Origin of the sequence: Pilimelia columellifera subsp. columellifera (assembly GCF_039532605.1) — a bacterium.
GTDB classification, from domain to species: domain Bacteria; phylum Actinomycetota; class Actinomycetes; order Mycobacteriales; family Micromonosporaceae; genus Pilimelia; species Pilimelia columellifera.
The window spans coordinates 159,212-179,204 of record NZ_BAAARY010000005.1; the positions used below are offsets into that span (position 1 = coordinate 159,212).

Consider the following 19,993-nt stretch of genomic DNA (forward strand, 5'->3'; position numbering starts at 1 on the left):
CTGAGCTGCCCGAATATCCAGAAAGTGAGCTGGAGCACAAGTAGCCGTTTCGATATAGATCAACATCGAGTAGGGTGCGGGCAACGGACGCTGAGGCGCCTGAACCGCCTGAGCATTCACTCGACAAGGAGTAGCAATGCGGTTACGTCATACCCTCATCGGCGGCCTGAGCGCCACCCTGGTCGCGGTATCGGGAATTGGATTCGCGACCGCCCAGGCCAACGCCGGCCAACGTCAGCAGGCGCCCCAATCGGCTCCGGCCGTCCCGCCGGAGATCCCGAGCGCCGAGCCGATGAAGCACCTCGCGGCGCTCCAGAAGATCGCCGACGAGAACGGTGGCACCCGGGCCCACGGCCGACCCGGCTTCAAGGCGTCGGCCGACTACATCAAGAAGACCCTCGACGACGCCGGCTTCCAGACGTCGTTGCAGTCCTTCACGTACCAGGGCGCCACCGGTTACAACGTCCTCGCCGAGTGGCCCCACGGCGACGCCAACGACGTTGTCATGATCGGCGCCCACCTCGACAGCGTCACCGCCGGACCCGGCATCAACGACGACGGCTCCGGCACCGCGGCCGTGCTGTCGAACGCCCTCGCCGTCGCCAAGGCGGACCTGCGGCCGACCAAGCGGATGCGATTCGGCTGGTGGGGCGCCGAGGAGATCGGTCTCATCGGCTCGAAGCACTACGTGCAGACCTTGTCCGCCGCCGAAAAGTCGAAGATCAAGTACTACCTCAACTTCGACATGGTCGGCTACAAGGCCAGCAAGACCTGGGGCATCTACAACCACAGCCCCGAGGTCAGCGCCATGTGGAAGCGCCACCTCGACGCCAAGCAGGTCTCGACCAAGGCAATCAGCTGGAACGGATCCTCTGATCACTCCTCGTTCGCGAGCGCCGGCATCAAGGTCAGCGGCATCGGCGTGGACGAGGACCCCAACTACCACACCCGCGGAGACACCATCAGCAACGTCGGCGACAAGGCGATCGGCATCTCCACCAACGCCATCGCCGACGTCTTCTGGCAGCTTGCCGGCGCGTAGGCCGCCACACCGTCGGACAACATGAGGGGCGGGCCACGACACTCACGTCGTGGCCCGCCCCTCATGGCGCCGGGGCGCTGACCTGTTTCGCCGATCAGCGGCTCACAGGTCAGTTCGCGGTCAGCTCACCGCGTCGATCACCACGTTTCCGCTGCCGACCTGGGCGCCGTCAGCGGTGACGATCGTCAGGTCGCCGAGGAGCTTGCGGCCCTCAGCCGGGGCGATCTTCGGGCTGACCATGCCGGCCATCTTGACGGTCGCGCCGCTGGCCAGGGTGATCGCCGGAGTGGTCACCGTCAGCGACCCGAGGGTCGACGACGAGAACGCGTCCAGGTAGTCGATCTCAGTGGTCCCGGTCGGAACCGCGTATCCGTCGACCACCACGGTGTACGTGCCGGCCTGCGGGTTGGCGATCGTCACGGTCTCGTCCGAGTCGCCGTCGGCGTCCGCGCCGACCTGGACGCCGTTGCGCAGCACCGACAGGTCGAGGTCGGCCCCACGGTCGCTCGGGTTCTTGATCGCGGCCGTGAGCTTCTCCACGCCGGCCGGGACCTCGACCGTGTAGGTCAGCTGCTCGCCGTTCCTGATCGACGGACGCTTGACCGCCGCGCTGGACAGCGGGCCGCCCTTGCCGGTGACCGAGACGGAGCCGAACCGGTTGGTGATGTCCCAGCCCGCCGGGGTGTCCTTGCCGAGCGGAGCGACCGGGAGGGTCAGCGTCGCGGGGTTGACGTCGACGCCGAACACGGACACGGCCAGCGTGTACGGGTTGTCGAGCGTCGGCGAAGTCCGGCGGGCCTCCATCTCGATCTCCCAGATGCCGGGGATCGGCTTGGCGTACACCCGCTGCTGCGGGTTGCAGAGCTTGGCGTCGGAGAGGTTGGTGTAGCACTGGGTGGTGGTGGTCGGGTCGACCGGGACGCCGTACGGGTTGATCGCGATGAACCGCGTCTGCGACGAGGTGGCGATGCCCGACAGGTTCACCTTCAGCGCCGCCGCGCCCTTGGGCACGTTGACGAAGTAGGACGTCGGCCCGCTGCGCTCGACCGCGCCCTCGTAGTCGGTGCTGTACGACGGGGCGACCAGCTCGTCGGCGGCGACGACGACGGCGGACATCTCGAAGTCGAGGAAGGTCGTCTTCGGGTCGTCCACCAGCAGGATGGCGCTGTGGGCGCCGGCGGTCGGCCGGGCCTTCACCGAGATGGTGACCGGGACGTTCCGGTCCAGCTTCACCGTCTTGGGCTGGCCGGAGAAGGTGCCGTCGTTGCCCTTCCAGGCCACGTTGTGGGCGACCTTTCCGGCCTGGCCGCTGGTCCGGGTCAGGGTGATCTTGTATGTCCTGCTCTGGCCGATCTTGTGGCCGCCGCCGGACGCGCCGCAGCGGTTGTAGAGGCCGTCGCCGCGGTGCGGTTTCTTCAGAGCGTCCGACAGCGGCGTGCAGACCGGGGCGTCGACGGAGTACTCGCGGGTCGCCAGCGGCGCCTTGGCCAGCAGCTTCCACGCGTCACCGACGTTGACCTGGCCGTGGCCCTGCTCGTACGTCGCCTCGCCGGCGATGGTCCTGGCGGTGCTGTACAGCGCCCGACGCAGCGCCGCCGGGGTGACCGCCGCGCCGGTGCCCTTCGCCGCGGACAACAGCAGCGCGCCCGCGCCAGCGGCCTGCGGCGAGGACATCGAGGTGCCGTTGTACATGGCGTAGCCGGCGGGCAGGCCGTAGCCGGCCTCCGCGGCGGGGCCGCCAGCGGTCCACATCGGGGTCGTGGAAATTGCCGAGCCGGGCGCCACGATGTTGGGCTTGAAGCCGCCGTCCTCACGCGGGCCGCGCGAGGAGAACGGGAACAAGGCCTGCTCGGCACGCACGACCGAGCCGTAGTTGTGCAGCCAGGTGTCCTTGCTGACAGCGGCGCCGACCGAGATGGCCTTCGAGGCCACGGACGGGTCGCCGATGGTGTTCACGCCCGGGCCGGAGTTTCCGGCGGAGATGAACAGCTGGACGCCGTAGTCGGTGATGAGTCGGTCGTACAGCTCGGCACGCGCGTTGTTGCCGTCGTTGAGCGCCGGCAGGCCGCCGATCGAGATGTTGACGACGTCGACCTTGCGCCGCGAGACCAACTCGACCAGGCCGTCGGTCAGCGCGGCGGCTGTGCAGCCGCCGGTGAAGGTGCAGGCTCGCGCGGACACGATCTTGGCGCCGGGGGCGACACCGTCGAAGACGGCGTTGCCGAACAGGTCGTTGGCGGCGGTGATGCCGGCGACGTGGGTGCCGTGGCCGCCGTCGACGATGCCGATGTTGACGAAGTCGCTCTTGGCGGTGCCGGCGGCGTTCAGGGCGACGTCCTTACGGAACTCGACCGTGAACGGCATGGCGTCCTTGACCGGGGTCTCCGGCTTGTCGACGCCGAACGCGCCGATCTGGAACTTCTCGCTGTAGGGCCGGAGCGTCTCGCCGTCGGTGAAGTCGCGGTCGGCGTCGCTGTCGACCCAGATGTTGTTGGTCTGGGGGTCGAACAGCACGCCGAAGGTGTCGGTCTTGTCGCCGTCGCGGTTGACGTCGCCGCCGTTGTCGCCGGTGCCGGCCGCGTTGTCCGTGACCTTCTCGGCGAACAGGGCGAAACGGTACGAGCCGGCGGGCGCCGTGAAGGTCTGGCCGCCCTGGGTGAACTCGGGGCCGGTGACCTCCGTGTTCATCCGTAGCCAGGTGCCGTCCACGGGGCTGGCGCCGAGTCCGTCGAGCGGGGAGGTCGCCGTGAACCAGTCGACGATCTTGCGTTCGCCGGTGGTCGTCTTCTGTAGCGCGGGGTGGTCGATCGCGACGCCGGAGTCCAGGACGCCGATTGTCACGCCACGACCGTCGAACCTGGGGTTGGCCTTGACGAACGAAACCGCGCCCATCTCCTCGGTGGGCATGAACGCGTTCACGGCCGGCGTGTTCGCCCCAGGGGCCTGCGGCGACGGGGTGTTCGCGCCGCCGTCGCCCTCGGCGACGACCCTCGGGTCAGGACCGCGCAGCTGCTCGTCGAGGTCGACCGCGAAGATGCCCGGCAGCTTCGCGGCCTTGCGCACCTTGCTGGTGGCGACCCGTGTCCGCAGGTATCCGAGCTTGTCGTTGCGGGTGGCGATGAGGCCCCCCATGGCGCCGAAGCCCCTGGCGACCTCCGCCGCGCGGCCCTTGCGGGTGGCCACGATGAGGTCGACGGTCGGCTGGTTCTCAGCCTCGGCTTCGGCGAGCAGGTCGAGGTCGTGCGCGTCGAGAGCGCCGGCGGGCGCGTCCTTCGGCGTCGCCGAGGTCTCGGCGGTGTCGACCAGGGTGGCGGGGGCGGGCGGGGCGGCCGACGCGTTCGCGGCCGTCACGGCGAGCGCTCCGGCCAGCAGGCCGGCGGCGAGCACAGCGGCGCGACGTGTCGCAGTGGATGGCTGTTTCACGGAAAGGTGATCCTCCGTACGGGAGCGGATACGAGGTGCGCGACAAAGCCACATATCAACAATCGGCCATATCATTGTTTCACGAGATGAGGGCATAGATAGGACGGTTGTCAAGGTCCTGGCGGCCTGGGCGCACGCCAACAAACTGTCGACGTCAGATAACAGCATGTCAATACGCGATTCGGTGATCGCATCCGCAGTGGTGGATGCATGTGGACGCTCGGGCCGCCCATCGCGCTCGGACCGCCCATGCGCGCGAGCGCTGAATGTCGCTTCCGTCCCCGATCGCCGATAGGCTCTCCCGGTGCAGACACCACTGCCGCCGAGCCCCCATCCGCCACGCCAGCCCCGCCCGCCACGCCAGCGGGGTGTGGCGCCGCCCGCAGCCGCGACGCCGTGGAACCGCCAGCGCGTGCTGCTCGGCGTGCTCGCCGGGGCGGTGATCCTGATGCTCGTCGGCGGTCTCGGCGTCGCAGTGACGCTGTGGGACCGGGCCAATCCGCCGGCCGCCAGCGTCCCTGACGCGGCTGTCGACAACTACCTCCGCGTCCTGCTGGTAGACCGCGACCTGCCCGCCTCACGCGAGCTGGCCTGTCCGGACGTCGCCCGGCTGGCCGCCATCGAGGATCTGCTCGACGAGGCCAGGGACCGCGAGCGGGAGTTCCAGGTGGCGGTCCGGGTCTCCTGGGGCGCGTTGGCGGTGAGTCAGGACGGCGCCGCGTTGGCCAGTGTCGAGACGGATCTGACCGTGGCCGGGCTGGCCGAGGGTCAGGTTCGTAGCAGTAGTGTGGAATCCTGGCGCTTCGGGTTGATTTGGGATGGCCAATGGCGAGTGTGCGGAGCTAATCCTGTTTAGGGCAATTACTTCTTCCGCGTAAAGAAGCCAGTGGCCGCTATTCAGCCCATAGCGCCCAAACTGGTAGCGGTCGCGTTGTCGGCGGCTGACCACCCCAGGCCCACCGGTACCAGTCCAACTCGTCGGCCACCCGGACGCACACCTCGTCGTCGGCACCGGCATGCAGCTCGGTCACCGCACGAAGGTCCCGCTGCTCCACGCCGTCGACGAGAGCCACCACCCGACGCCCGGTCAACGGGCCCGCGTCCAGCACCGGCGCCGGGCCGCGGCACGCCGGCCCGTCCAAGGACACCAGGCGGGACACCTCGTCCGCCGGCGCGGCCCACGTCTCCACCCATACCCGTTCCACCGGCACCAGCGGAGCGAACACCTCCACCTGCTCGGCCTCGGCCCGGTACCAGTCCGCCTCAGGCAGCACCGGCACGAAGGTCCGGGCGCCCCGGACCACCGGATCGTCGCCGCGCAGGTCGCCCCGCCAGCCCAGCCCGGGCCAGCCGACCAGCACCCGGCGGCCCCGCAGGTCGGTCGCGGCGGCGGCAGGCGTCGGCGCCACCGACAGCGGGGTTGGCGTCGACCAGTCAGCGGCGCCGGAGAACGGATCCGACCAGTCGCTCACCTGAGAAACTCCACCCGGACGCCGCGGGCCCGTAGGAAGCCGACCGGATCGACCGTCCCCCCGCTGCCGCGGTCGCCACGCAGGTGGACCTCGAAATGCAGGTGCGGCCCGGACGAGTTCCCACTCGTGCCCACCACCCCGATCTGGTAGCCGGCCGGCACCCGCTGACCCTCCCGCGCGGTGGGCCGGCGCAGCAGATGGCAGTACCGGGTGATGACGTTGTCAGCGTGGGTGACCTCGATGTACCAGCCACAGCCGGGCGTCTGGGGAGATCCGTCGCGGTCACACCAGTAGCTGGGCCGGGACTGGTTGTCGCACTCGATGTGGGTGACCACACCGCCGGCGGCGGTCCGCACCGGGGTGCCCCGGCGGGCGATCATGTCCACGCCGTGGTGCCCGGGACGTTGAGCGGTGCGGTACCCCGACCCCATGAGCGCCTTGGCCGGCGACGCCCACCCGGACGCGGTGATCTGCCCCACCTCCGCACAGCGCAGCTCGCCCGAGACGAGCTGGCCGGCCGCCCGGGCCGCCCCGTCGGCGAGCGCGTTGACCACATCGGTCGCGAGCGGCTCGTGTTTGGCGTAGGCGTCCGGGTAGGCGCTGCGCTGCACCCGCTGGGCGGCGTCAGTCAGCGACATCGACTGCCAACCCTCGACGGCCTTGAGCTTGTCGAAGAACTTGCGCGCCGTGTAGGCCGGGTCCCGTAGTTGGGCCGGCGAACCCCAGCCCATGCTGGGACGTTGCTGGAACAGGCCGATCGAGTCGTGGTCATTGCGACGCCCCAGGTGCCCGAGGTTGGTCAGCCGGGACTCCTGCATCGCCGTCGCGATCGCCACCACCCAACCCCGGGGCGGGACCTTCATCGCCGCCCCGACTCCGATGATCGCCGAGGCGTTCGCCATCTGCGCCTGGCCGAGGCCGCGTACCGAGCCGCGCACCGGACCGCGACCACCGCCGGCCGGCACGACGAAGCGCTCGCCGCAGCCGATCCCCCCGCCGATCCCGGACTGGCTGGCCGGCCCGGCGCCGCTGATGCCGCCGACGTCGGTGAGGAACGCCGCCCCGAGCATGCCCGCGCAGCACAACAACGTGATGACGGCGCCGACCGCCAGCGCGATGACGCCCGGATGCAGTCGCCCCCGGCGCCGGGGGCTCACCTCGGCTCCCAGTCGACTCCGTCGACCAGCCACTTTCCGCCAGCCGTCACCAGTCGCAGCTTCAGTTCGCCGGTGTCTGTCGGCACGGTCACCTCCACCAGGGTGTCGTTGAGGGGAGCGACAGCGGTGTCGCCGGCGGGCTTGGCCACCGGGACGCTGACCGGATCGGCGAGCGCCATCCGTTCGGTGAGGTCGGCGGTGCTATGCGGCCGCAGCCCCGACCGCCACGCCTCGGCCGCCTCGTCCCGGCGCAGCCAGGCACGGGCGAACCAGAGCGCGCGCTGGGACGGCCCCGCGCCGGCGACCGGCGCCAGCGTCGTCACCGGATCAGGGCTGGACAGCCCGTCGTCGCCGGCGCTGGGGTCGGCGGTGACGATCGGCGGGAGCTGTCCGTCGTTCGGCTCGCCAGGGGCGCCGCGGTTGATGAGCGCGCCCGTGCCAACCGCCCCGACGACCAGCAGGATGAGCACCGCGGCCAGCCCGTAGCGGGAGCGCAGCACCGCGCCGACGAGCCGGGCGAGGGCGTTCACCGTCCGTCAACTCGCCTCGGCCCGGACCCGGGGTGGGGCGGGGGCGGTCGTGTCGGCGCGGTCCGGGCGGTAGACCGCGTAGCTGGTGGGGGTCTCCTCCGGCTCCGGCGGCGACCACTCGGCCGCGACCCGGGTCGGGCCGCGTCGCTGCGTGGCCGGGCCGGTCTCCGGCCGGCTTGCCGGCGCCTGCGCGGGGGCCGCCGGCGGGCCCGCGGGCGCGTCCACCCCGGTGTCCTCGTAACGGGTCTCGGGCCGTAGCGAGGTCTGATCGGTGCTGAGCAACTGAACCCGGTCGCGGTCCCGGTGGCTGACCGACACGGCGGCGTTGAGCACCGCGGCGTCGCGCACGTCCCGGAAGAACCGGCGGTGCCAGCCGCCCGCCGCGCCGACGACGGCGCTGGAGTCCTTGCCGCCGAGCTGGGTGATCCGCCGGTACGGTCGCAGCAGCAGCCATCCGACCACCCCGCACAGCCACACCAGGACGACCTGGAGCCAGCCGGGCAGGGTCGCCGTTCCCATGATCATGTCGACAGCGAAGAGGTAGATGGCCGCTCCGGTGCCGAAGATGGCGATATTGAACACCGCGGCGACGACCGCGTTGGCCAGCCTGCGGATGCCGGCGCTCGCCGGCCGCAGCAGACCGATGGTGCCAAGCACGGGGGCGGCGATCACCGCCCACCGGAAGATGAGGAAGCCCAGCAGGACCAGCAGCGAGGCCGTCAGGTCGAACATCGCGTAGAGGATCGCCGCGAGGACCGCGATGAAGCCCGCCCCGACGCGCTCCATTCCCTTGACGCCGGTGAGGTACTCGTACGCCTCCGGGTCCTCGGTCTTGATCTGCGCGGCGACCTTGTTCCACTGCTCCTGCTTGGCGGCGATCGTGGACGTGCGGGTCGCCGGGTTGGTCCGCATCTTCTGCGTCTCGGTCCAGGTCAGCGACTTGGCGTCGTACAGCGCGCGACCGTACTTACGGGCGGTGGTCGTGTCGGCCGACCCGAGCGCCCCGCGCAGCCAGTTGCGGTAGAGCATCGTCTCGGTGGCCGTGTCGCTGGCCCGCACCGCCGGCGGACGCTTGTCGTCGCAGGCGTCCGGCTTGGGGCTGTCGCAGGTGGTGGCGGTCTCCGGGCGCGGTCCGACCGCGTCGTGGACCACGCCGAGCGTCCCGGTGAGGGCGGCGTCGGCGAGGTTCGCCGACGCCACCGGCCACGCCGCCAAGGCTGTGACCGCCACCATGACGAGCACCGCCCAGCCGGCCGTGGTCATCGCGCTCGACATGTCCGACTGACGCGAGCGCCACAGCAGGTAGAGCCCGACGACACAGAGCGTGAGCACGCCGAAGACGCTGAAGACCTTTTCGTAGATCGCCCTGGTGGCGTGGGTGACCAGCGGGTCGGCCCAGGCCCACATGCTGCCCGGGTCCCAGGCGCGCTCGCGTAGGGCGTTCGACGCCCCGATCACCGCCGTCGCGATCATGAATTCGGCGTCGGCGACCGTGCTCTCGAAGGCCCCCTGCGGGTTGAGCACGTCCGGCACGCAGCTGGCGTCGTAGGCGGGGTAGTCGTAACCGGCGTACCCGTACTGGCTGTAGATGCCCTGGGGGCCGCCGCTGCCCGCCGAAGGCGGCGCGGCGGCGAACCAGCCGGCCAGACCCGAGTCCGGGGCCCCCGGCACCGGCGCCTTCATGCAGCCCAGCTCCACCGCACCCACATCGGACAGTCGGCCCACGCAGGCGCGGAAGTCGGCCTGCCACTCGGCCACCGAGCAGCCCGGCGCCTGGGCGGCGGTCGCCGGGGCGCTCACCGCCCCGACGCCAGCCCCGGTCCCGGCGGCGGCGGTGGGCGCGGCGGCGCCCAGCGTGCCCATGGCGGTCACGAAGACCGCCACGAGCGACGCGACGACCCTCATCCGCGCCATCTCAGATCTCCTCTTCGACGGTCAGCTCCGTGCCGATCCCGGCCAGCATCGACGCGGCCCCGACCCGGCCCGCCGGAGTGGTGTCCAGGTGCTCCAACAGTCCCTGCACGTACGAGACGTCGACCCGCATCTTCTGCACCCGCCCGTCGACGTCCCGCATGACGAACTCGCGGAAACCCAACCGGTCCGCCGAGGCGGAGTCCACCGCCGACAGCGACGCCAACGTCGCCTCGTAGCCGTCGTTCACGGGAACCCGTAACAGCCGTAGCGCCTCGGAGGCGATCTCGGCGTCCTCTGCGATCCGGCCGACGAATACCGTCGAGACGAGGTTCTGCACGTCCAGGCCCAGAATGTCCCGCGGGTTCTGTGACGCGACAAGGGCGGCCAGGTTCCATTTGCGGGAGTCCCGGGCCAGCCGGACCAGGAACGAGCGCCCCGAACGCCAGCCCTCCATGAAGTGCGCCTCGTCGAGGCCGACCATCTTGCGCTGACCCATCGCGCCGCCGTAGCAGCGGCGGACGGCCAGCCGGTGCGCGGTGTGCAGCATCGGCAGCGCCAGCGACTCCTCAGCCGACCAGTACTCCCGTTCGATCTTCAGGTCGGGCAGCCGTAGACCCGCCATGGTGATGACGGTCAACGCCGCGTCCGCGCCCAGCAGCCCCTCCGGCTGCCGGCCGAAGAACAGCAGCGCCAGCGGCATCTCGGCGGTGTCGAGCAGCAGGTTCGCCAGCTCCTGGCCGTCGCCGTCCAGCCCGGCCAGGCACTTGACGACGTCGTCCAGGGTGGACTTCTCCTCGGCGGCGACCTGCCGGACGGCGTGCCGCAGCAGGGTCGCCGTCGACGACTCCCTGGCCACCTGCGGCGGCACCAGCATCATGCAGATGTCCTGCACCAGCATCCGGCGCTCAGCGCGGGCGTTCGACACCGCGATCTCGAACTCGCGGTCCCCGGGCGCCCCGTCGCCGAACTCGGTGCGCGACGGCGTCGGAATGAGCTGGTACGGCGCCAGCGTCCCCTGCTCGGAGCCGGTGAGGTTGAGCACCCGGGAGTACGGCTTGAGCTCGGGCATGTCGCACAGCCGGGCCAGCGGGCCGGACGGGTCCAGCAGCGTCACCTGGACGCCGCGTCTGGCGGCCAGGTAGCCCAGGGCGCCCAGCAGCGTCGACTTGCCGCCGCCCGGCTCGGCCACGAACACGGCCAGGCCGGAGCGTTCGCGGACCTCCATCGGGAAATGCAGGTCGAGGAAGACCGGCCGGCGGCAGGTGCCGGCGGTGCGTCCGATGAGGTCGCCGCGTCGGTCGCCGACCGTCGAGGCGGCCTGCGGGACGGCCGCCGCGAGCAGCTTGACCGGCATCCGGCGCAGGTAGCCGGTGTTGGCCACCGGCTCGCCGGGGATGAACTCGCGGGCCAGCCAGTCCTGGTTCTTCGGGTGCTGTAAGGAGATCCGTAGCTCCCGCGAGTACAGCTGGATGAGCCGGCGGGCCCGTTCCAGGCACTCCTCGCGGCTGCGTCCGCCGACGGCGATCCGGTGCCAGCCGTGGGCGCGCGCGGACTCCACCGGCAGCCCGGTCGTCATGTCGTCGCCGATGTGCAGGGCCCGTTTGGCCAGCCGTTCCAGCTCCGGCGGGGCGTCGATGCCGTGCTCGGCGTAGTCGAGCTGCTGAGAGCGGATCATCCGGAGCCGGTGTTCGAGGTTCTTGAACGAGTCGTTCGGGCCAAGCAGGTCGATCCGCGAGGACAGCTCCATCGGCCACGGCAGCCGCTCGTGGAAGTGCAGCCACGGCTCGTGCCGCTCCGGAATCTCCAGCGGCTCCATCCGGCCCACGGCCAGGACGGCGACGTGCCGCTCCTCGCCGGTCATCCGGTTCACCAGCTTCACCGTCGAGCCGTACGGGGTGCGGTACCGCTCCACCTGCTCGGTGAGGCCGAGCAGGTCGCCGCGTTCCCACCGCCCGCCGGCCACCGGGGACAACGCGGTCGGCGGGGCCATGCACAGCGCCACCGACCGGTACAGCAGCCACTCCAGCTCGTGTGCGGTGACCCGGCGCCCGCGCATCCCGAACGCCCCCAGGACCTCGTCGAACTGTTCGACGGCGCGGGTCATCTTCCGGTGCTCGGAGTCGGGAACGCCCTTCCCGAACGCGCGCATGATCCGCTCGCCGAGCGAGTCGCCCAGCGACCGACGGTGGAAGGTCACCCCGAGGAACGTCTGTCCCTCGGCGTGGTTGACCGACAGCAGGTGCCGCTGGGCGGCGACAAGATGGTCGGCCCAGCTCGTGCCGCCGGCGCCGGTCGGCAGCGGGGCGGCGGTGTGGGCGTCGACGGTGCGGGCCCACTCGTCGGCCGGGAACGGTCGGGTGGTGCGCCGCAGGTGCAGCCGGAACCCGGCCAGTCCGGCGTACTGCTCGGAGATCGCCGACAGCAGCGCCTCCCGCTCGGCGTCCGGCCGGAACGCCCACCGGACCTCGGGCAGCCAGTACCAGGCGGTGACCGTGTGCGGGGTGAACGTCAGGTGCCCGGCGATCTCGGTGATCGCCAGGTCGATCGCCGGGTCGCGGTCGCGGAACTTCGGCAACCGGAACGCCGGTCGACGCTCGGGCCGCCGCTGCCGCTGGCGGGGCCGTGCGACCGGCAGCCGGTCGGTGGACCGTTCGGCGTCCGGGTCCGCCGTCGCCGCTGGCGTCACCGTCGCCGCTGGCGTCGTCGGCAGCGGAGGGGCGGCGGTCGGTACAGGCGCGGCGGTCCGGGCCTCGGCGGCCTCGGCGACCGCGGGCATCGGCCGGGGCGGTCGGGCGGCGCTGACCGTCGCGTCGGTTTCGACATCCGGACCCGGTCGGCCCGGCCGGCCCGGCCGGCGGCTCACCGGGGGCTTGGCCGGCTCGGCTGCCTTCCCGTTCCGGGGTCGGCCGGCGGCGACCTGGGTGACCTGCTGCTCTCCGGTGACCTGCCGGTTCGTCGCCGCCGGGCGGCGCCTTGGGGCGGCCGGCGACATCGCGGGGCGACCATGCGTCAGCGGTCCGTCAAGCTCCAGCGCGCCGTCGAAGAGGTCGAGGAACGGCGATTCGATGTCCGGGTCGGCCGCCGTCACGGTCGTGGTGGTCGGCCTGGGCGCCACGGCGGGTCGGGTCGTCGGCGGCGCCTGGAAGACGGCGACGGCGCCGTGGCCCGGGCTGGTGACCAGCTCTCCCTCGATGACGCCGTCGTCGGCGCCGGTCCCTTCGGCGTGGCCCTGCTCGTTCACGACAGCTCCTCGCGTACTCGGATCCGGGTGGCGATCAGCCGTGGGTCCCGTCGCTCGACGGCTGGCTCGGTGGTGCGACGCCAGTCGGTGAGCGCGGTGCGGATGACGGCGCGGGCGGGTCGGTCAGGGTCGACGTGGCGGAACACGAACGACGTGGTGACGATCGCCAGCGCGATCGGCCACGCGGGGAAAAGCTCCACCTCCTGCGTGATGATCCAGGAGATGAACATGTAGAGGGGCACCAACAGGATGAACAGGCCGTACTGGGCATAGGGCAGGTGGACCGGGAGCGTGTAGCCGGGCGGGCCGAGATAGACCAGGCGGGCCCGGTAGATGTCGTCGTCGGTACGCAGCCGCATAGGTGTCCTGCCGACCTACGCGAAGATCAGGCCGATGAGGTACTCGCCGATGAAGAAGAGCGTCGCGGCGCCGGCGATGAACGCGAGGCCGACGATGGCGATGGCCGAGCTGGTGAGCACCTTGCTGATCTCACCCCGGCTGGCCCGGCCGATGAAGATGACGCCCAGCACGGCGAGCAGGATCGGGGCGACCTTGCTGGCGAAGAATCCGACGACGCCCTCGGTGTTGATCCCCTTGGGCGGGGCGGCGGCGAGCGCGACGAGAAGGTCCCGTGGATCGCCAGCAGCCACTGCCGCGTGAATGAGATCGCTGGCGTTCATGACACTCCGTTTCTCAATGCGCCACCGAAGGTGAGCAAATCTGCCACCATTTGGCGGTTTCTGTCCATGTTTCCCGAGGTCCAGCCCCTTAATGTCCTGCTGAACCAGAGCGTACGGGTCACCCCTCTTTCGGACAACCTATGCAGACCGTTACCAGTGTGCCCCCTGTGACCGGTGGGGCGTGGCCGGTTGGCCGTCCCACCAGCGGCGACGGACGTCACGCCGGCGCCGCCCTCGCCCGGACGCCGGCGCCGGCGGCGGTACCGTCGTCCGGTGACCCCGCTGCCTCCGTCGCCTGTCGTCATGGGCGTCCTCAATGTCACGCCCGACTCCTTCTCCGACGGCGGGCGGTACGCCGACCGCGCCGCGGCCGTCGCCCACGGCGTCGCTCTGCGTGACGATGGAGCGGCCCTCGTCGACGTCGGTGGGGAATCCACCCGGCCCGGGGCCGACCGCGTCGACGCGGCGACCGAACGCGACCGCGTCGTCCCGGTCATCGGCGAGCTGGCCGCCGCCGGGGTCGCCGTCAGCGTCGACACCACCCGGGCCAGCGTCGCCGCGGCCGCGCTCGCCGCCGGCGCCGTGGTCGTCAACGACGTCTCCGGCGGGTTGGCCGACCCGGACATGGCCCGCGTCATCGCCGACGCCGGCTGCCCGTGGGTGCTCATGCACTGGCGCGGCCACTCCCGCGACATGGCCCGACTGGCCCGGTACGACGACGTCGTCGCCGACGTCATCACCGAGCTGAGCCAACGCGTCGACGCCGCCCTCGCCGCCGGAGTCGCCGCCGACCGGCTCATCCTGGACCCGGGCCTCGGCTTCGCCAAGAGCGCCGAGCACAACTGGGCCATCTCCGCCCGGCTGCCGGAGCTGGTCGCCCTCGGCTACCCGGTGCTCTACGGCGCCAGCCGCAAGTCCCACCTCGGCGCGCTGCTCGTCGGCCCGGACGGCACGCCCAGGCCGGCGTCCGGCCGGGACGCGGCCACCGTCGCCACCAGCGTGCTGGCCATGGCCGCCGGGGCATGGGGGGTGCGGGTGCACGACGTGCGCTCCACCGTCGACGCGCTCGCCGTGTGGCAGGCCACCGCCCGCGCCGGGTACGCCCGCGGCCGGCCCGCCGGCGCGCCGACTCCGGCCCTCCCGGTCACCGACCGGATCGCCCTGACCGGTCTGCGGGCCCGCGGCCGGCACGGGGTCTTCGCGCACGAGCGTCGGGACGGACAGGACTTCGTCGTCGACGCCGTCCTCGAGCTGAACCTCAGCGCCGCGGCCCGCAGCGACGACCTCGCCGACACCGTCGACTACGGCGCCCTGGCCCAACGCCTCGCGGCCACGATCACCGGCCCGCCGGTCAACCTCATCGAGACGCTGGCCGACCGTCTCGTCGGACAGTGCCTCGCCGATCCGCGGGTACGCGCGGCCACCGTCACCGTGCACAAGCCGGCCGCGCCCATCCCGTTGGACTTCACCGACGTCGCCGTCACCGCACGGCGGACCGCCGGCCACCGCCCCGCCAGCCACGCCGACGTCAGCCCCGGGGCGGCCCGGTGAGCCGGGCGGTGCTGGGTCTGGGCAGCAACCTCGGCGACCGGTTGGCCCACCTCCGCGACGCCGTCGCCGCCCTCGACGACGTCCTGGTGCTCGCCTCCGGCGTCTACGAGACCCCGCCGTGGGGCGACGCCGAACAGCCCCACTACCTCAACGCCGTCGTGCTGGCGGTCGAGCCCGGCGCCCCGCCGCGCCGCTGGCTTGACCGCGCCCAGCGGTTGGAGACGGCGGCCGGCCGGGTCCGCGACCGGGAGCGGCAGTTCGGCCCACGCACCCTCGACGTGGATGTCATCGCCGTCTGGGACGAGCAGGACGAGCCGGTGATCAGCGACAATCCAGAGCTGACCCTGCCGCATCCGCGGGCCCACCTGCGCGCCTTCGTCATGCGCCCGTGGATTGATCTTCAGCCCTACGGGGAGATCCCCGGCCAGGGCTGGCTCACCGACCTGCTACAGGCCGAGCCCGCCCGCGCCGACGTGCCGGATGTTCGGGCCCGACCCGATCTGACGTTAGAGTCGCGGTGATGAGCGAACCGGATCTGACCGCAGCCGACGGGGAACGCCCCGGCGGCTCGCAGCGTCCCCGACTGGAACCCACCAAAGGATCGGCGCTGGTGGTCGCGGCGCTCGCCGCGTTCGCGGTCTCCTGGCTGCTCATCAGCCGGTTCTACGGCGACCTGCCGCGGCTGCCGTGGGCGCCGGCCGCGTTCAGCGGCGTGCTCGCCCTGCTGGAGGGGTTCCTGGCCGTGCAGACCAGGGCCCGGATCGAACGTCGGCCCGGTCGTGAGCCGGTCGCGCCGTTGGCCGTCGCCCGCTTCGTGGTGTTGGCCAAGGCGTCCTCGATGACCGGCGCGGTCCTTGCCGGTCTCTACGGCGGCGCGCTCGCGTGGCTGGCGGTGGAACAGGCCCGGCTGGGCGCCACCGAGGCCCGTGCGGCCGACCTGCCAATCGCCGCGACCGGCACGACGGCCGCGCTGGCGTTGATCGGCACGGCGCTGTGGCTGGAACGCGCCTGCCGGGTGCCGCCCGGCGACGATGACCCGAAGAAAAACCCGCCAACGGACTGAACCCCCGCCGAAGGTGACGCGTGACACATGGGAGGAGTACCGTGCCCGTGCGAACGATCACAGGAGGCGGCCATCGATGGCGTACGACGACGGCGACGCGCGTTGGCGTGACGACCCCGCCACGGCGCCACCGGCCCGCGCCCGACGCGCCGAGCAGAACCCCTTCGCCGCCGACGACTATGTCGACGACCCCCGTCCGCTCCTCGACGAGCCCGACGACGAGCCCGGACGCTACGGCGGCCTCGCGATCCTGACGCCGTCGCCACGACGACCCGAGCGGGACGACCACCACGGTCGCGGCCATCTCCTGGCGCACCTGGTCTGCGAGGCGGCCCTGCTGGTCGCCGCGGCCGTCGTCGCCGCGCTCATCTACCGCCGCGATCCGTCGCTGTTGAGCGGCGACGCCCGCCAGCAGCTCATGGTGGCCGTCGGCGGGCTCGGCCTGCTCGCGCTCGCCGCCGGCCTCAGCCTGCGGGCCGGGGTGGTCAACCTGGCTGTGGGGCCGATCGCGCTCGCCGCCGCCATCCACGTAGCCGAACAAGGCGACCGCGGCATCGCGATCGCCGGCGGCGGCGCGGTCGTGGCGGCCGCCGTGGGCGGGCTGGCGATGGGCGCGCTCGTCGCCGGACTCCAGGTTCCGGGCTGGGCGGCCAGCCTCGGCGTGGGTTTCGCGGCGATGACCTTCGTAGCCCAGCGGGACGCGCCGGTCACGTTGCAGGGCGGATTCGAACCGACCGCCCACGCCGTTCCCGTTCTCGCCGCCGTAGCCGGGCTGACCGCCGTCGGTGGGCTCCTGGCGGCGATCCCGGCGGTGCGCCGGCAGCTCGGACGCTTCCGGTCGAGCGGCGACCCCGCTCAGCGTCCGGGTCTGATCGCCGGCCTGGTCGTCGTCGTGGCGCTGGGCGTGTCGTCGGCGCTCGCCGCCGCCGGCGGGATGCTCCTGGCCAGCGGCGCCGGCGAACCAGTGGCCCCGGGCACCGGAATCGAGTGGACCGGACTCGCCGTCGGCGCCGCGCTGCTGGGCGGGGTGAGCGCTTTCGGGCGGCGAGGTGGTGTCGTCGGGACGTTCCTGGCCGTCGTTCTCATCACGCTGGTCCTGGAGCTGGTCGACCGCGGACGGTTCGCGTCCCCGTTCGCCGTCGCGGCCGGCGCGCTGCTGCTCGGCCTTGTGGTGACCAGGGTCGTCGAGCGGTTCGGCCGTCCGTGGGCCGTCGAACCGGACGACGCCGAGGGCGACGCCCCGCCGCGTAACCCGCCGCCGCGGGACCGGGTGCGTGACTCGTGGCCGGTGAGGTTTGTCGGTCACGGTGGCCGATCGCGCGGCGCGCATGGACGTTAGGCTCGGCGTATGACCGATCAGGCCGCCGGCGCGGACTTCGCCGCGCTCGACTCGTTGCCCACAGAGGAGCTGCGTCAGCGCGCGTTCGCGCTCGCTCGTCAGCGGCGCGACCTCCGCTTCTTCTGGTCGGTGATCCAGCACCTGCCGCACGCCGACGACGCGGAGGGCCTTGACGGGTCGCTTGGCGCAGTCGGGGCGACCGTCGATGACGCGATCGCGCTGTGGCGCGAGTTCACTGGGCACGGATACGGCGAGAATGAGTCACTGTTGCGGGCCGCGTTCATCAACTACCTGACTGGGGGCGCCGCCGCCTGAGCGGTGCGCGCGTCACGTCGCCGTCGGTCCCCGCGGCGCCCCGTTGCGCGGCGCTGTGGTGTCGGCCACCTGGCTGCCCGGCGGGCCCGGGCCGGTGGATCAGGCGCCCGGACGGCCGGGATCGTTGGCGTCGCATTCCCAGCGGCTCTCACGCTCCGTAACCTCGGCCGCATGACTCGCCAGGACTCCCCCACCGGCGGCGGGGCGCTTGCCCTGATGTTCTGGGGTGGCGTCGCCGCCGCTCCGGTCGCCGCGTTGATGATCGTGTTCGCCGACGGCGTCGGCGCGGTGAAGATCGCCGCAGGGGTCGCTGTGCTGGCGGTGATTCTCGTCGCGCTGGCGACCATGCTGCGCGACGGCGGCGCGGGACAGGGCGAGTTGGAGGAAGTGATCTTCGAGGAGTCCGACGCGTTACGCCATGACCTCCGTGAGGACATCAAGAGCGCGGTGCGCTCAGTCAACAAAGCATTCACAGAGCGTAGCCAAGTCGCGAACCAGGAACTGCAGGCGCTGCGCGTCGAGGTGGACGAGCTGCGCGGGCGGCTGGACGAAGCCCGCGAACAGCTGGTCGAGGCGGTCGCGACGTTGCAGCCTGCGGAGGCTCCGACGCCCACCGCGCGGCACGCCACCAACAACGGGCAGGACCGGGCCGGGTGGCGGACCCCGGCGGCAGACCCGGCGCCCGCCAACCTTCCCGCGCTGCCAGCGGCGCCGTCGATCGCCCCGGCGGGACACAGCACCGCCTCCGCCTACAGCAGCGCCGCGACTGACTACGGCAGCGCCGCCTCCGCTTACAGCGGCGCAGGGCCCGATGACGGCAGCGCCCAGGCCGCTTACGGCGGCGGCACGACCGGCTACCGCTCCCGGCACTGGCCCCAGCAGGCCAGCTCCGATGGCTACCGTGACCTCTACAACAACGGCACCTCGTGGTCCGAACGCGCGCACACCGGCGACCTCGGAACGGACCCGTTGACCGGCGCCGGCCCGACCTGGACGGCCGAACCGGCGCCGTCCAGCTTGACGCCCGACCCGGCCGGCGGATACCAGTGGTCCGTCGACGCCCCGACCGCCTGGGACCAGATCCCCGCCTACCGGGAGCCCGACCGCGACGACCGCTGGCGCTGACCCCAGTCCCGCTGGCGCCGCTACTTGTCGATGTCGCCGACGACGAAGAACATCGACCCCAGGATGGCGATGAGATCCGGAATGAGGCATCCCGGCAGCAGCGTCGACAGCGCCTGAACGTTGGCGTACGACGCGGTGCGTAGCTTGAGCCGGTACGGGGTCTTCTCGCCGCGGGAGACCAGGTAGTAACCGTTGACGCCGAGCGGGCTCTCGGTCCACGCGTAGGTGTGGCCCTCGGGCGCCTTGACCACCTTGGGCAGTCGTACGTTGACCGGTCCGGTGATCCGGTCGACCCGGTCCAGGCACGCGTCGGCCAGGTCGAGCGAGGCGTACACCTGGTCCAGCAGCAGCTCGAACCGGGCGTGGCAGTCGCCGGCGGTCCGGGTGACGACCGGCACGTCCAAATCACCGTAGGCCAGGTACGGCTCGTCGCGTCTTAGGTCGAAGTCCAGTCCGGACGCCCGCGCCACCGGCCCGGACGCCCCGAACGCGGCGGCGTCGGCAGCGCTGAGCACGCCCACCCCGACGGTGCGGGCCATGAAGATCTCGTTGCGGCGGATGAGGTTGTCCAGGTCAGGCATCCGTCGCCGGACGAGGCCGATGGCGTCGCGGGCCCGTCCGGTCCAGCCTGCGGGGGCTTCTTCCTTGAGCCCGCCGACGCGGTTGAACATGTAGTGCATCCGTCCGCCGGAGATCTCCTCCATAACTTCCTGGAGGGCCTCCCGCTCGCGGAATGCGTAGAAGACCGGGGTGATCGCGCCGATTTCCAGCGGGTAGGAGCCGAGGAACATGAGGTGGTTGAGGATCCGGTTCAGCTCGGCGAGCGCCGTGCGTAGCCAGGTGGCCCGTTCCGGGACCTCGATCCCCATGAGCCGTTCGACGGCGAGCGCGACGCCAAGCTCGTTGCTGAACGCGCTGAGCCAGTCGTGCCGGTTGGCGAGCATGAGGATCTGCCGGTAGTCGCGCACCTCGAAGAGCTTCTCCGCGCCCCGGTGCATGTACCCGACGATCGGCTCGCAGGCGACGACCCGCTCCCCGTCGACGGTGAGCTTGAGCCGCAGCACCCCGTGCGTCGAGGGATGCTGCGGTCCGATGTTGAGCACCATGTCAGCGCTGTCGAGCCCTGCCTGCGTCCCGACAA

17 protein-coding genes and 1 pseudogene are annotated in these 19,993 nt (G+C 71.8%); 9 read left to right on the forward strand and 9 right to left on the reverse strand.

From position 1 onward, the window contains the following. Nucleotides 1-136: 136 nt before the first annotated feature. On the forward strand, nt 137-1,042 hold the full coding sequence (locus ABD287_RS07485; RefSeq protein WP_344170301.1) for a M28 family peptidase: 906 nt from the start codon (nt 137-139) through the stop codon (nt 1,040-1,042). Between the two features lie 120 nt (nt 1,043-1,162). On the opposite strand, the gene ABD287_RS07490 is transcribed toward ABD287_RS07485, so the two are convergent. Next, complete coding sequence (locus ABD287_RS07490) at nt 1,163-4,465, reverse strand: S8 family serine peptidase (protein ID WP_344170304.1); 3,303 nt, start codon at nt 4,463-4,465, stop codon at nt 1,163-1,165. A 304-nt stretch (nt 4,466-4,769) separates the two neighbouring features. Between ABD287_RS07490 and ABD287_RS07495 the strand changes: the two genes are divergently transcribed. Beyond that, on the forward strand, nt 4,770-5,321 hold the full coding sequence (locus tag ABD287_RS07495) for a hypothetical protein (protein ID WP_344170307.1): 552 nt from the start codon (nt 4,770-4,772) through the stop codon (nt 5,319-5,321). A 37-nt stretch (nt 5,322-5,358) separates the two neighbouring features. Here ABD287_RS07495 and ABD287_RS07500 read toward each other — a convergent pair whose 3' ends face one another. The 7 genes from ABD287_RS07500 to ABD287_RS07530 are packed head-to-tail and all read right to left on the reverse strand — an operon-like array spanning nt 5,359 to nt 13,459. Next, entirely contained in the window at nt 5,359-5,937 is a 579-nt protein-coding gene (locus ABD287_RS07500; RefSeq protein ID WP_425565520.1) for a hypothetical protein, read from the reverse strand. After that, nucleotides 5,934-7,106 (reverse strand): M23 family metallopeptidase, encoded by a 1,173-nt coding sequence (locus ABD287_RS07505; RefSeq protein ID WP_344170977.1) that lies wholly within the window; start codon nt 7,104-7,106, stop codon nt 5,934-5,936. Before ABD287_RS07505 ends, ABD287_RS07500 begins: the two co-directional genes overlap by 4 nt. Beyond that, nucleotides 7,091-7,624: a hypothetical protein gene (locus ABD287_RS07510; RefSeq protein WP_344170310.1), complete on the reverse strand. Its 534-nt coding sequence runs from the start codon at nt 7,622-7,624 to the stop codon at nt 7,091-7,093. Before ABD287_RS07510 ends, ABD287_RS07505 begins: the two co-directional genes overlap by 16 nt. Nucleotides 7,625-7,630: 6 nt before the next feature. Beyond that, the gene (locus ABD287_RS07515; protein ID WP_344170313.1) at nt 7,631-9,538 is read right to left on the reverse strand and encodes an MFS transporter; all 1,908 of its coding nucleotides are present in this window, start codon (nt 9,536-9,538) and stop codon (nt 7,631-7,633) included. A gap of 1 nt (nt 9,539) precedes the next feature. Then, nucleotides 9,540-12,779 (reverse strand): ATP-binding protein, encoded by a 3,240-nt coding sequence (locus tag ABD287_RS07520; protein WP_344170316.1) that lies wholly within the window; start codon nt 12,777-12,779, stop codon nt 9,540-9,542. Next, on the reverse strand, nt 12,776-13,138 hold the full coding sequence (locus tag ABD287_RS07525; protein WP_344170319.1) for a hypothetical protein: 363 nt from the start codon (nt 13,136-13,138) through the stop codon (nt 12,776-12,778). The genes ABD287_RS07520 and ABD287_RS07525 overlap by 4 nt, the downstream gene beginning before the upstream one ends. Before the next feature lie 15 nt (nt 13,139-13,153). Next, entirely contained in the window at nt 13,154-13,459 is a 306-nt protein-coding gene (locus ABD287_RS07530) for a hypothetical protein (RefSeq protein WP_344170322.1), read from the reverse strand. Nucleotides 13,460-13,762: 303 nt separating this feature from the next. Here ABD287_RS07530 and folP point away from each other — a divergent pair. The 7 genes and pseudogenes from folP to ABD287_RS07565 form a co-directional block, all read left to right on the forward strand. Next, nucleotides 13,763-14,545, forward strand: a pseudogene (gene folP, locus ABD287_RS07535) (dihydropteroate synthase); the annotation flags it as partial. A 69-nt stretch (nt 14,546-14,614) separates the two neighbouring features. After that, nucleotides 14,615-15,010 (forward strand): dihydroneopterin aldolase, encoded by a 396-nt coding sequence (folB, locus tag ABD287_RS07540; RefSeq protein WP_344170980.1) that lies wholly within the window; start codon nt 14,615-14,617, stop codon nt 15,008-15,010. Beyond that, complete coding sequence (gene folK, locus ABD287_RS07545) at nt 15,007-15,531, forward strand: 2-amino-4-hydroxy-6-hydroxymethyldihydropteridine diphosphokinase (RefSeq protein ID WP_344170325.1); 525 nt, start codon at nt 15,007-15,009, stop codon at nt 15,529-15,531. The genes folB and folK overlap by 4 nt, the downstream gene beginning before the upstream one ends. Before the next feature lie 14 nt (nt 15,532-15,545). Continuing rightward, nucleotides 15,546-16,073 carry a DUF3180 domain-containing protein gene (locus ABD287_RS07550; RefSeq protein WP_425565542.1) on the forward strand — a complete coding sequence of 176 codons (528 nt, stop codon included), beginning with the start codon at nt 15,546-15,548 and terminating at the stop codon, nt 16,071-16,073. Between the two features lie 76 nt (nt 16,074-16,149). Further along, entirely contained in the window at nt 16,150-17,412 is a 1,263-nt protein-coding gene (locus ABD287_RS07555; RefSeq protein WP_344170331.1) for an ABC transporter permease, read from the forward strand. A gap of 9 nt (nt 17,413-17,421) precedes the next feature. After that, the gene (locus ABD287_RS07560) at nt 17,422-17,727 is read left to right on the forward strand and encodes a hypothetical protein (RefSeq protein WP_344170334.1); all 306 of its coding nucleotides are present in this window, start codon (nt 17,422-17,424) and stop codon (nt 17,725-17,727) included. Nucleotides 17,728-17,898: 171 nt separating this feature from the next. Beyond that, a complete protein-coding gene (locus tag ABD287_RS07565; protein WP_344170337.1) occupies nt 17,899-18,852 on the forward strand; it encodes a hypothetical protein in 954 nt (317 codons plus the stop codon). A 20-nt stretch (nt 18,853-18,872) separates the two neighbouring features. Here ABD287_RS07565 and ABD287_RS07570 read toward each other — a convergent pair whose 3' ends face one another. Beyond that, on the reverse strand, nt 18,873-19,958 hold the full coding sequence (locus ABD287_RS07570) for an NADH-quinone oxidoreductase subunit D (protein ID WP_344170983.1): 1,086 nt from the start codon (nt 19,956-19,958) through the stop codon (nt 18,873-18,875). Between the last annotated feature and the right edge of the window lie 35 nt (nt 19,959-19,993).